11 protein-coding genes are annotated in these 12,123 nt (G+C 74.9%); 5 read left to right on the top strand and 6 right to left on the bottom strand.

What is annotated here, in order from left to right:
- Positions 1 to 129: 129 nt before the first annotated feature.
- The gene (locus tag ACI8AK_RS19820) at positions 130 to 972 is read right to left on the bottom strand and encodes an alpha/beta fold hydrolase (protein WP_387988593.1); all 843 of its coding nucleotides are present in this window, start codon (positions 970 to 972) and stop codon (positions 130 to 132) included.
- Between the two features lie 68 nt (positions 973 to 1,040).
- Between ACI8AK_RS19820 and ACI8AK_RS19815 the strand changes: the two genes are divergently transcribed.
- Positions 1,041 to 2,741 carry a DEAD/DEAH box helicase gene (locus tag ACI8AK_RS19815; RefSeq protein WP_387988594.1) on the top strand — a complete coding sequence of 567 codons (1,701 nt, stop codon included), beginning with the start codon at positions 1,041 to 1,043 and terminating at the stop codon, positions 2,739 to 2,741.
- A gap of 20 nt (positions 2,742 to 2,761) precedes the next feature.
- On the opposite strand, the gene ACI8AK_RS19810 is transcribed toward ACI8AK_RS19815, so the two are convergent.
- Positions 2,762 to 3,562 (bottom strand): alpha/beta fold hydrolase, encoded by an 801-nt coding sequence (locus tag ACI8AK_RS19810; RefSeq protein WP_387988595.1) that lies wholly within the window; start codon positions 3,560 to 3,562, stop codon positions 2,762 to 2,764.
- A 24-nt stretch (positions 3,563 to 3,586) separates the two neighbouring features.
- Complete coding sequence (locus tag ACI8AK_RS19805; protein ID WP_387988596.1) at positions 3,587 to 3,943, bottom strand: hypothetical protein; 357 nt, start codon at positions 3,941 to 3,943, stop codon at positions 3,587 to 3,589.
- Between the two features lie 92 nt (positions 3,944 to 4,035).
- Between ACI8AK_RS19805 and ACI8AK_RS19800 the strand changes: the two genes are divergently transcribed.
- Together ACI8AK_RS19800 and ACI8AK_RS19795 are read left to right on the top strand one after the other, a co-directional pair.
- On the top strand, positions 4,036 to 5,388 hold the full coding sequence (locus ACI8AK_RS19800) for a DNA polymerase IV (protein ID WP_456957660.1): 1,353 nt from the start codon (positions 4,036 to 4,038) through the stop codon (positions 5,386 to 5,388).
- The gene (locus ACI8AK_RS19795) at positions 5,385 to 5,972 is read left to right on the top strand and encodes a class I SAM-dependent methyltransferase (protein WP_387988598.1); all 588 of its coding nucleotides are present in this window, start codon (positions 5,385 to 5,387) and stop codon (positions 5,970 to 5,972) included. The genes ACI8AK_RS19800 and ACI8AK_RS19795 overlap by 4 nt, the downstream gene beginning before the upstream one ends.
- On the opposite strand, the gene ACI8AK_RS19790 is transcribed toward ACI8AK_RS19795, so the two are convergent.
- Both ACI8AK_RS19790 and ACI8AK_RS19785 read right to left on the bottom strand, forming a co-directional pair.
- Positions 5,965 to 6,228: a hypothetical protein gene (locus ACI8AK_RS19790; RefSeq protein WP_456957658.1), complete on the bottom strand. Its 264-nt coding sequence runs from the start codon at positions 6,226 to 6,228 to the stop codon at positions 5,965 to 5,967. The two genes, ACI8AK_RS19795 and ACI8AK_RS19790, sit on opposite strands and share 8 nt — an antisense overlap.
- A 172-nt stretch (positions 6,229 to 6,400) precedes the next feature.
- Entirely contained in the window at positions 6,401 to 7,576 is a 1,176-nt protein-coding gene (locus ACI8AK_RS19785; RefSeq protein WP_456957656.1) for a PucR family transcriptional regulator, read from the bottom strand.
- A 103-nt stretch (positions 7,577 to 7,679) separates the two neighbouring features.
- Between ACI8AK_RS19785 and ACI8AK_RS19780 the strand changes: the two genes are divergently transcribed.
- Both ACI8AK_RS19780 and ACI8AK_RS19775 read left to right on the top strand, forming a co-directional pair.
- On the top strand, positions 7,680 to 8,780 hold the full coding sequence (locus tag ACI8AK_RS19780; RefSeq protein ID WP_456957654.1) for a ferredoxin reductase: 1,101 nt from the start codon (positions 7,680 to 7,682) through the stop codon (positions 8,778 to 8,780).
- Between the two features lie 29 nt (positions 8,781 to 8,809).
- Positions 8,810 to 10,021, top strand: coding sequence for a fatty acid desaturase family protein (locus tag ACI8AK_RS19775; protein ID WP_387988602.1), 1,212 nt, complete (start codon positions 8,810 to 8,812; stop codon positions 10,019 to 10,021).
- A gap of 63 nt (positions 10,022 to 10,084) precedes the next feature.
- Here the strand turns inward: ACI8AK_RS19775 and ACI8AK_RS19770 are convergent, their stop codons facing one another.
- Positions 10,085 to 11,965, bottom strand: a complete 1,881-nt coding sequence (locus ACI8AK_RS19770; RefSeq protein ID WP_456957652.1) for an Ig-like domain-containing protein — start codon at positions 11,963 to 11,965, stop codon at positions 10,085 to 10,087.
- Between the last annotated feature and the right edge of the window lie 158 nt (positions 11,966 to 12,123).

The raw sequence follows: 12,123 nt of genomic DNA, 5'->3' as shown, positions 1-12,123 counted from the left end.
CCCCCCCCCCCCCCCCCCCCCCCCCCCCCCCCCCCCCCCCCCCCCCCCCCCCCCCCCCCCCCCCCCCCCCCCCGCCCCCCCCCCCCCCCCCCCCCCCCCCCCCGGCGCAACTCCGCGGAGGTGCCCACGTCAGCCCTCGACGGCGGCGAGGAAGCGGCGCAGCGTCTCGAGGAAGACCTCGGGCTGCTCCGAGTGCACCCAGTGGCCGGCGTTCTTGACCTTGACCAGCCGGACGCGCGGGAACAGCTCCTCCATGCGCGGGCGGTCCTCGGGCAGCACGTAGTGGCTGTCGGCGCCGGCGATCCACAGCACCGGGCCGTCGAAGGTGGCGCCCGGCGGCGGGTCGGGGAAGCCGCGCAGCTCGCCGAGGTCGCGCTCGAGGGTCTCCAGGTTCAGCCGCCACCGCCAGCGGCCCGAGCCCACCCCCTCGCGGACCAGGCTCTGCAGCAGGAACGACCGCACCATCGTGCTGGGCACCGCCTCGCGCAGCGCCCGGTCGGCGTCCTCGCGGGTGCGCAGCGCGCCGAGGTCCACCGCCCGCATCGCGGCGATGAACGCGCCGAACGGGGAGGCCTCCTCGTCGGGGTCGTCGGTGCGGCCGCCGGACACCGGGTACTCGACCGGCGCGATGTCGACGACGACCAGCGCCCGCAGCAGCTCCGGCCGGCGCAGCGCCAGCTGCATCGCCACCTTGCCGCCCATCGAGTGCCCGACCAGCGTCACCGGCTCGCCGAAGGCCTCCAGCTCCGCGGCGACCAGCCCGGCCATGTCCACGTAGTCGACCCGGTCGGTCCACGGCGAGTGCCCGTGGTTGGGCAGGTCGAGCAGCGTCACCCGGTGGCGGTCGGCCAGCCCCTTCGCCGCCGTCGTCCAGTTCTTGCCCTGGCCGAACAGCCCGTGGACGAACACCACCCGCGGGCCGGACCCGCCGACGGTGCGCGTCGCCAACCCCTCGTCAGACTGCGGCCCCATCCGGCGATTCCACCAGATCCGCGGGCGACGGCGACCTACCGTGCCGGGGACGACGGGGAGGTCCCAGCATGCCCGGACGGCGTCGCGCCGCCACCACGACCAAGCGCCGGACGAAGCGCCGGACGACGGCCCGCAGGCCCGCGGTGCCCGACCTGCCGACCGCGGGTCCGGGTGAGCGGGTGTGGGTGCTGGCCGTCCCGTTCCGCGCCCCCGCCCCGGGCGCCGTCTGGCACGCCGGGCTGCAGGCGCACGTGTGGGTCGGCGCGCGGCTGCCGCCGGCGCTGGCGCCCTACGACCCGCCGCCGTACACCTTCGAGCGCTTCCTCGAGGACGAGCTCAACGAGACCCCGCGGCCGCTGCCCGAGGCCCGGCAGCTGGTGCCGCGCGAGGAGCAGTGCACCGGTGCCGAGGCCGTCGTCGCCTCCGCCGCGGCCGGGCACCGGGTGTTCCTGCTCGGCGACGACCCCGGCGTCGGCAAGACCGGCACCGCGGTCATGGCCGCCCGGGAGATCTGCGAGCTGCGCGGCGGCGAGCGGGTGCTCGTCGTCGCCGACCGCCCGGCCGCGATCACCGTCCCGCACTGGACCCGCTCGATCGCCGGCTTCGGCGACGGCGGCCTGCGGTGGTGCGTCACCACCTGGGACCGGCTGGCGAAGGTCGCGAAGCTCTCGTTCGACGTGGTGGTCGCCGACGAGGCGCACATGGTGCGGCACACGACGACGCAGCGCTGGAAGCACTGGAAGGCGGTGTCGGGCGGCGCCCGAGCGAAGGACGTCCCGTTCGTCGTCGCGGCCACCGCCACCCCGGCGCACACGCCGATGGAGCTGCCCTACCTGGCGCCGCAGTTCGCCCAGGTGCACGGGGAGCCGCTGCGCGCCTGGGCGGACCTGCCGGCGAAGCTGGCCGAGCACGGGTTCCACGTGGAACGCGGCCGCTACGGCTGGGCGTGGACCGAGGACGCCGACGCCCGGCGCGCCGACCTGGCCCGGCTGCAGGGCTGGCTGGCCGACGCCGACCCGCCCGCGACCCTGCACCGCCCGGCGCCGTGGGGGCCGGTGTCGGTGACCGGGACGCCGGTCGCGCTCACCCCGGCCGAGAGGTGCGCCTACGAGTCCGAGTGGCAGGAGTTCCGCGCCGAGATGCAGCTGGCGCGGAGGGCCCGGCAGAGCGCCCGCGGGCGCGCCGCGCTGCTGCGGTTCCGGCAGAAGGCGGGGCTGATCCGCGCGCAGGCGACCGTCGACTGGGTGCGGGCCCAGGTGGAGGCCGAGCGGCAGGTCGCGGTGTCGGTGGAGTTCGTGGAGACCGCGGCCGACCCGATCCGCGAGGCGCTGCTGGACGCCGGCATCGCCGTCGCGTCGATCTACGGCCGCGACCGGTTCGACGTCGAGGCCGAGCGGCTGCGCTTCCAGACCGGCGAGGCGCCGGTGTGCGTGTTCACCGTGACCGCCTCGATCAGCCTGCACGCCGGCGAGCTGCTGCCCGGCGGCACGACCGCCTCGACCACCCCGCGGGTCGGGTTGTTCCACCAGCCGCGCTTCTCCGGCATCCAGGCCCGCCAGGTCACCGGCCGCACCCACCGCGACGGGCAGGTCTCGCCGTGGCGGGTGGCCTACGCGGAGGGGACGGTCGAGGAGCAGGTGGCACGGGTGATGGTCGAGCGGCTGGCGGTCAGCGGGTCGACGGCGGGCGCGGACACCTCGGCCCTGCAGGAGGTCGCCGAGCTGCTCGACGCCGACTGGCTGCCGCCCGCCGCGCTCACGGAGGGCTGACCGCCGCCGACGGGGGACGGTCACGGCTGCGCGGGCGCGGCCTCCCGAGCTCGTCCGATCGGCATCATCGTCGCGGGTGGCCAGGCGCTGCCGAGGAAGTCGTCGACGAGCCGGGCGACCAGGTCCGGCTTCTCGACCGGCACGAGATGGGAGGCAGCGGGGACGACGGCCAGCGCGCCCGCCGGCAGTGCCTCGTAGAGCGCGCAGGTGTGGCTCAGCTCGACGAGGTCGTCATCACCGGCCATCACGAGCGTCGGGGCGCCGATCCGGGCGACGTCAGCGGTGGACAGGGTCGGTTCGCTCCGCATCAACGTCAGCCCCTTCTCCACGACGACCGGGAAGTGCTCGGCACCGTCGGGGGACCGCTGCGCGTAGGACTCGGCGATCGCGGTCACCTGGGGTCCGTCCTCGCCGAGCTCCAGGGGGCGGAGGCCGTCGACGTGGAAGTTCGCGCCGATGAGCACGAGCCGGCGGACGAGGTCGGGGCGGCGCAGGGCGACCAGGATCGCGACGATGCCCCCGTCGCTGAAGCCGACGAGGTGCGCCGGCCGGTCCACGACCTGCTCGAGGACGCGGATCGTCTCGGTGGCCATGTCCTCGTAGTGGAAGGGCTCGGACGTGTCGGCGGTCCGGCCGTGTCCGCGACGGTCGAACGCCACGAGCGCGTACCGCGCCGCCAGCGTCGGCTCGAGCGCGTCGAGCAACAGGTCGCAGTTCGAGAGACCGCCGTGCAGCAGGAGAACGACCTGCGCGTCGCCCACCGGCCGGCCGCGCACGTCGACCCACGTCGGATGTCCTCCGACGTCGACGTGGTCGCCCACCGCGCTCACCTCCCGGGTGCTGACCTAGGCGGGCCCGCTCGGTGACCGTCCCGAGCGGCGCTCCTCCCCTGGAGTCGCACGGAGCCGGCGGACCGCCGACGTGTGCAGGAAGCCGGTGATCCCGAGGACGACGTCCCGGGTACCCACGCGCGCCACCGGACCCAGGACGAGGACCACGAGGGCCAGCGCGGGGATCACGTGGTAGCCGTTGGTCACGTGGGCGTCGAAGCCCCCGCCGAAGGCGCCGAGCCCGGCGAGGAAGAACTGCACGACGACGGCGAGCAGCAGCAGGGCCAGCGCCAGCCGGTAGGCGACCAGCGCACCGTGCCGCGGTCCGCCGGCCCGTGCCCGCGTCGTCGTCGAGGTGTCGCGAGCGGTCATCGGCGGCCTCCCGTCGGGTGCCTGCCGGTCAGGATCCGACTGCGCCGGACCGGCGTCCAGGGCCTGTCGTCCCGGCGTAGGACGATGGGGGCGTGCGGCGGGAGGCGAGCGTCCTGCACCTGGACCTGGACGCGTTCTTCGCCGCGGTCGAGCAGCGCGACAAGCCCTCGCTGCGGGGCCGGCCGGTGGTCGTCGGCGGCACCGGCGGGCGCGGCGTCGTCGCGACGGCGTCCTACGAGGCCCGCGCGTACGGGGCCCGCTCGGCCATGTCGACGGCGGAGGCGCGGCGCCGCTGCCCGCCGGGGACGGCGTTCCTCGGCGGCCGGTTCGGCGCCTACCGGCGGACCTCCGACGTCGTCATGGAGCTGCTGCGGGAGCTGTCGCCCCTGGTCGAGCCGGTGTCGATCGACGAGGCCTACGTCGACCTCGCCGCCGGTCCCGGGCACGACCTGTCCGTCGAGGGCGTCACCGCGCTGGCCCGCCGGCTCAAGGCCCGCATCGCCGAGGCCACCGGCGGGGTGACCGGCTCGGTGGGCATCGGCAGCTCCAAGCTCATGGCCAAGATCGGCTCCGACCTCGAGAAGCCCGACGGCCTCGTCGTCGTCGCGCCCGCCACGGAGCTGGACGTGCTGCACCCGCTGCCGGTGACCCGGCTCGGCGGCGTGGGCCCGGCGACGGCGGAGCGGCTGCGGCAGGTCGGCGTCGCGACGGTGGCCCAGCTGGCCGCCAAGTCCCTGCCCGACCTCGTCGCGCTGGCCGGGAGGGCGCACGGCAGCGGGCTGTACCAGCTGGCGCGGGCCGAGGACGACCGGCCGGTGGTGGCCGAGCGCGAGGCCAAGTCGGTGTCGCACGAGGAGACCTTCGAGCGGGACCTCACCGACCTCGCCGAGCTGAACCGGCTGATCGACTCGATGGCCACGCGGGTGGGCGCGCGGCTGCGGTCCTCGGCGCTGTCCGGGCGGACGGTCACCCTCAAGCTGCGCCGCTACGACTTCACCACGCTCACCCGCTCGCAGACGCTGCCGCAGCCCACCGACGACGCCCGGCAGGTGGCCTCGATCGCCCGGCGGCTGCTCGTCGAGGCCGGCACCGGCGGGGGCCTGCGGCTGCTCGGCGTCGGCGTCTCCGGTCTGTCCCAGTACGCGCAGGGCGACCTGTTCGCCGACGACGACGCCGACGCGCCCGACGAGTCGGAGGCCGCCGCCGTCCTCGCGCAGGCCGCCCGGGTCGTCGGCCCGGCCGACCGGCGGTGGTGGCCCGGGCAGGACGTCGTGCACGACGAGCTGGGCCCGGGCTGGGTGTGGGGCCGCGGGCTGGGCCGGGTGACGGTGCGCTTCGAGGGGCCGCTGACCCCGCCGGGCCCGGTGCGGACCCTGGCCGCCGACGACCCCGCGCTGCACCCGGGCGACCCGCCGGACTGGCGGCCCCCGACGATGGAGCCGTGAGCGAGAACCTCTGGGTGCGGATGACCCGGGCCGACCCCGGCCACTCGGCGGCCTACGTCAAGCGGTTCAAGGACCTGGCCGCCGGCGGGATGGACATCGTCGGCGAGGCGCGGCTGGTCGACGCGATGCTGCCGCGGCGGTCGCGGGTGCTCGACGCCGGCTGCGGTCCGGGCCGGGTCGGCGGCCACCTCGCCGCGGCGGGGCACGACGTCGTCGGGGTCGACGTCGACCCGGTGCTGATCGCCGCCGCCCAGGAGGACCACCCGGGCGCGCGCTGGCTGGTGGGCGACCTCGCCGAGCTCGACCTGCCCGACCGGTTCGACGCGATCGTCTGCGCCGGCAACGTGGTGACGTTCCTGGCGCCGTCCACGCGGGTCGAGGTGCTGCGGCGCTTCCGCGCCCACCTGGCCGACGGCGGCCGGGCGGTGGTCGGCTTCGGCGCCGGGCGGGACTACCCCTTCGACGCGTTCCTCGACGACGCCCGCGCCGCCGGGCTGGAGCCGGACCTGCTCCTGTCGAGCTGGCACCTGCACCCGTTCACCGCGGGGTCGGACTTCCTCGTCGCCGTCCTCCGGGTCAGCTGACCTCGGCCAGCCGGCCGACCACCCGCAGGTCGGCGTCCAGGTGGACGACGAGCGTCCGGCCGTCGGCGCCGCGCAGGTGCGCCCCGAACAGGCCCGCGCCGTCGACCTCCAGCCACTCGACGGTCGCCCCGGGCGCCTCGGCGAGGGCGGCGGCGGTCACCTCCACGGCGACGTCGGCGGTCAGCTCCGGCGGCAGCGGGCGGCGCGGGGTGCGCACCCAGGCGTGCCGGCCGACGGTCTCGGTGCTGCGGTACACGGGAGCCTCCTCGGGTCCACGGTGGCGCGGGGTGCCGCCGTGGACCCGAGCCTCGGCCGACCGCCTGGGAGCACCCTGGGGACGACGTGCCAGTTCCCCGCGATCACGGCGCCGGGACCATCGCCGGACGGCGTGTCGCGGTCAGGACGCCGTGATAGCCGGGGGGGACCCCTCAGCGGGCGCCGAGGGCGAGGGTCAGCTCGAGCACCGTCTGCGGGTCGTCGAGGTGCTTCCCGAACAGCTCCCGCAGCTGCCCCATCCGGTAGCGCACCGTCTGCGGGTGGACGAACAGCTCCGCGGCCACCTGCTCGCGCCGGCCGTGGTGCAGCAGCCACGAGCGCAGCGTCTCCAGCAGCTTCTCCCGCGGGCCGGGGCCGAGGCCGTCGAGCGGGGCGAGCACCTGCGCGCGCAGGTCGGCCAGCGCCTCGCCGTCGGCGCGCAGGACCAGGTCGGCCAGCCGCTGCTCGGTGTCCACGGTCGCGTCGCGGTCGGGGGACAGACCCAGCTGCAGCGCCCGCAGCGCCCGCGAGTACGACGACCGCGCGTCCTGCCACGGCCGCGCCGGCCCCACGACGGCGTCGCGGCCGGGGAGCACCGTGAGCAGGGAGGCGCGGGCGAACCCCTCGGCGTCGGGCACCAGCAGCACCGCCCGCTCGGTCGAGGGCTCCGCTCCGGGCAGGTCCTCGCCGACCTGCAGCGTGCGCGCGTCCAGCACCGCCGTCGCGTCACGGGCGCCGGCCTCGGGCAGCAGGACGGCGGTGAGCGTGCGCGGCGGCGTCCAGTCCGCCCGCTCGGCCGCGGTGATCAGCTCGTACGGGGGCGCGCCGGTGACCAGCAGCTCGGCCAGCCGTTCCAGGTGCCGCCGCCGCACCCGGCCGCTCGCGGCGAGCTGGTCGGCGTGCCCGGAGGCACTCGCCGACGAGAGCTGGTCGATGTAGGCGAACACCAGCTCGGCGAAGCGGGCCAGCGCCGCGGCGGGCATGCCGGCCGCCACCGCCGTCTCGCTCAGGTGCCGCCAGGCCACCCGGGCGCCGACCCGGTAGGCCGACAGCAGCGCGTCCATCGACCGGCCGGTGCGCGCCTCCCCGCGCCCGAGCGCGTAGGCGCCCTCGATCGCCGGGTCCACCGGCCGGCTGGCGTCCGCGCCGCCGGTGGCGAGCTCGAGGAAGCCGCCGAGGGCCAACTGGACGGCGTTCTCGATCTTGCGGCCCATCTGCCCGCGGAAGGCCTCGGCGTAGCCGGGCACCTCGACGACGATCGCCGCGACCGTCCGCTCGGCGACCGACGGCAGCTCGGTGCGCATCGCCGCCGCGACGGGCAGCGCGAAGGTCTCCTGCTGGGGGACCACGTGACCTCCCCGTGACACGGATTGTCCTCCGCGAACAGTATCCGGCGGAACGTTCACGTCCAGGGCACAGGTGATTACACGTTCCGCAGGGAACAGTGAGGGCATGACCGCGACCGCTCCGCGCCCTTCCCCGGCCCGGCCGGCCCTCAGGGCGCTGCGCGACCGCGTCCTGCGCGTCGCCGAACTCATCACCACCCCGCTGCTGCCCGCCGACTACCTCGACCTGGTCGACCCGCTGCGCCCCGGCGCCGACCTGCGCGGGCGGATCGAGGCGGTCGTGCCCGAGACCCGCGACGCCGCCACCGTGGTCATCCGGCCCGGCGCCGACTGGCAGCCGCACCTGCCCGGTCAGTACGTGCGCATCGGCATCGACGTCGACGGCGTCCGGATGTGGCGCGCCTACTCGATCACCTCCGACCTCGGCCGCACCGACGGCTGCTTCACCGTCACCGTCAAGGCGATCCCCGGCGGCAAGGTGAGCAACCACCTGGTCCGGCGGACCAGGCCCGGCACGATCGTGCAGCTCGACCAGGCCACCGGGGACTTCTGCCTGCCCGCGCAGCTGCCGGCCAAGGCGCTGTTCGTCACCGCCGGCTCCGGCATCACCCCGGTGATGGGCATCCTGCGCAACCACCCCGAGCTGACCGACGTCGTGCTCGTGCACTCCGCCCCCACCCCCGACGACGTCGTCTTCGGCGCCGAGCTGCGGCAGCTCGCCGCCGACGGCCGGATCCGGCTGGTCGAGCAGCACACCGACACCGCCGGGATGCTCGACGCCGCGGCCGTCGCCGCCCTCGTCCCCGACCTCGCCGAGCGCGACACCTGGGCGTGCGGCCCGGTCGGCATGCTGGAGGCGCTGGAGGAGCACTGGGCCGCGGCCGGGCTCACCGAGCGGCTCTACACCGAGCGGTTCCGCCCCAAGGTGCTGGTCACCGGCGAGGGCGGCACGGTCACCTTCACCAGGAAGGGCACCTCGCTCGAGGCCGACGGCGCCACCCCGATCCTCGACGCCGCCGAGGAGGCCGGCGTCCTCATGCCCAGCGGCTGCCGCATGGGCATCTGCTACGGCTGCGTGCTCCCGCTGCGGGAGGGCGCCGTCCGCGACCTGCGCACCGGCGAGGTGACCACCGCCGCCCCCGGCGACGGCGTCCTCGTCCAGACCTGCATCAGCGCCGCCGCCGGCGCCTGCGACATCGACCACTGACCCGCTCGACCCCCGAGGAGACGCACCGCATGACCGCTCTGCAGAAGAAGGACGTCAACCCGATCGAGCACCTCACCCCCGAGGACGTCGAGCTCATCGGCAAGGAGCTCGACGAGATCCGCCAGGGCGTGATGGACAGCCGCGGCGAGGCCGACGCGCGCTACATCCGCAAGGTCATCGACGTGCACCGCAAGATCGAGCTGGGCAGCCGCGCCGTGCTGCTGGCCTCGGGTTTCCCGCCGGCCTGGATCGCCGGGACGATCGGCCTGTCGATCGCCAAGATCCTCGAGAACATGGAGATCGGGCACAACATCCTCCACGGGCAGTGGGACTGGATGCGCGACCCGAAGATCCACTCCACGACGTGGGAGTGGGACATGGCCAGCCCGGCCGAGCAGTGGAAGCACTCGCACAACGAGCTGCACCACACGTACACGAACGTGATCGGCAAGGACAACGACCTCGGCTACGGCATCATGCGCGTCGACGAGGACCAGCCGTGGACGCCGATGTACCTCGGCCAGCCGCTGTGGAGCTTCATCAACGCCTGCTTCTTCGAGTACGGGATCGCGGCCTACGACCTCGAGCTCGGCGCCGTCATCGCCAAGAAGCAGACCGGCGACCCGGAGTTCCGCCGGCGGGCCAAGCAGGTGCTGGTCAAGATCGGCCGGCAGGTGCGCAAGGACTACGTCATCCACCCGCTGCTGTCGGGCCCGAACTTCCTGGCCACCCTGGCCGCGAACTTCACCGCCAACATCGTGCGGAACCTGTGGTCGAACTCGGTGATCCTCTGCGGGCACTTCCCCGAGGGCGTCGAGACCTTCGAGAAGAAGTCCATCGACGGCGAGACCCGCGGCGAGTGGTACCTGCGGCAGATGCTCGGCTCGGCCAACATCTCCGGCTCCAAGGCGATGCACATCCTGACCGGGAACCTGTCCCACCAGATCGAGCACCACCTGTTCCCGGACCTGCCGAGCAACCGGTACGCCGAGATCGCCCCGAAGATCCGTGACCTGTTCGACCGTTACGGCCTGAACTACCACACGGCGCCGCTGCCGAAGCAGGTCGGCTCGGCCTGGCACAAGATCATCCGGCTCTCGCTGCCGAACGGCTGGCTGGCGAACACGAACGCCCGCAACCTGCCCTCGCAGCTGGCCAAGCTCTGGAAGATGACCACCGGGGAGCCGAAGGTCCGCCGCCGGCTCATCCGGGAGCAGGCCGCCATGGCCGCCGCCGCCTGACGGCACACGGAGAGGGGCCCGGGACGGATCGCCGTCCCGGGCCCCTCGTGCGTCGGCCGACCGTCAGAAGTTGAGCGGGAGCAGGACCCGCGGGTCGACGACCGGGACCTCCCACACGTCGCCCGCAGCATCGGGGTCGATGACCTCACCCCGGCCCAGGAAGGCCGCCACCTGCGCCTGCCCCTGGATGGCGGCCGGGTTGGTCACCACGAGCAGGAACGAGTGCGGGTTGGGCAGCCGTGTCGCCCCCGCCCTGTCGTTGCGGTAGAGGCTGGTCCGCGACCACAGGTGCCCGGCGTCGACGAGCGTGTACGACGTCGGGTTCGGCACCGTCTGGTCGCCGAAGGCCACCTGGACGAGCACCCGCTGCGGGTCGATCAGCGGCGCGAAGGTCTCCGGGCTGCCCGGACGGGAGAGCCAGGTGGACCGGGCCAGGTACTCCTGGATGTCCGCGGCCTTCGGCGCGGTGAGCGTCACCGGACCCTCACCGCGCAGCGGCATCTGCTCGGTGAAGCCGCCGACCCCACCGTTGAGCAGGCCGGCCGCACCGAGCGCAGCCGCCGTGAGCGGGCGGAACGCCGGCGACAGCCGGGCGATCTCGCTGATCGGACCGCCGGGGACGTTGAGCACGGAGCGGGTCACCGCCCGGTCGACGCCGGTCAGCATGGTGCCGTAGATGCCGCCGAAGCTCTGGCCGAAGTAGGTGACGCCCCGGCCGGACAGGTCCGGCGTCCCGTTGCCGTCAACGTCGGTGCCGCCGAGCGAGCGGATCAGCGTCATGTTGTCCGCGACGGTCTGCCGCAGCGCGTCCCGGGAGGACTGGGCCGCGGCCGCACCGGTGGCCGAGGAGCCCTCGCTGGACTCGACGTCCCCGTCACGGTCCTGGTCGATGCCGCGCCCGTGGGCGGGGATGGTCGTCGTCGTGCCGCCGCTGGTCACCTGCCAGGCGCTGTCCGGGCCGAAGCCGTGGCCGACCACGTTCGTGCCGATGGTGGCGATGCCGTTCTTCGCGTTCTCCACGGCTGCGAGGAACACGGCGTTGGTCGAGCTCGTGAACCCGTGGCCGAACACCGCGACCGGCCAGCCGCCGGCCGGGGCCTGCCCGGGCGGCAGGACGGCGACGAAGGGCAGCCGCTCGGCCTCGACCGGCCGCGGGCCGCCGTCGCGCGTCGGCGTCTGGGGGATCGTGACGTCGGGGGTGAGCCAGGACGGCGCCTGGAACGTGCCGAAGACGATCGAGCCGCCGAGGGCCGCCGTCGGGACGGGCACGTCGGTCGCCGCGGGGTCGGTGACGCCGCGGTCGGTGGCCCACTTCACCGTCGTCCCGGCGGCGGGGAAGACGCCCTGGACCTGCAGGCCCGGGCGGTCGATCCCGACGGCGCGGAAGGCGCTGCCGCTGTCGATCTGCCGCTGCAGGTCCTGCAGCCCGTCGGTGGCCGACAACGTGGTGAAGGTCTCCTGGGCGGCCTTGATGGTCGGGCCGCCCTGGACCTTGACCCGGTAGGTCGTGCCGGGCGCGAGCTGCTGCGCCGGGTGGGCGTAGAGCGTGCTGGTCGCCGGGTCCCACACGACGCGGTCGACGCCGGTCCGCCAGCCGCCGCGGTCCTCCTGGACCGTGATCTGCGCGGCGGCGGTGGCCACGTCGACCGGCTCGCTGAAGCGGATCGCCAGCCGCGGGTCCAGGTCGAAACCGTCGAGCTGGTTGAGCTGCTGGACCAGGCCGCAGCTGATCGGCGCGCCGCAGCCGGACGTCGGCAGGTCCACCCGCCGCCCGGTCAGCTGGGCGGGGTCGCGCACGGTGAGGGTGTCGGACGGGAAGACCGAGACCGGCTCGGCCTTCTGCGGGTCGGCGAGTGCGGGGGGCGCGGTGACCGAGAGGGCGGCCGTGAAGGCCAGCGCACCGACGAGCGACGTCGTCGCGCGGTGCCAGCGTCGTTGCTGCAAGGCGTCTCCAGGTGGGAGGAAAGGGGGCGCCTCTTCCTAGTCTCCGGTGACTCGGATCACAAGACGATCACGGGAAGTCGCAGGTCAGGACCGGTCCGTCCCCGCCCGGGATGCCGGGAGGACGCCCTCCCGGCCCCGGACGGGGCCGTCACGTCCGG

It is taken from the genome of Geodermatophilus sp. SYSU D00867 (assembly GCF_054050315.1).
The sequence above is the reverse complement of the archived record's forward strand: the minus strand, read 5'-3'. Positions and strand labels throughout refer to the sequence as shown.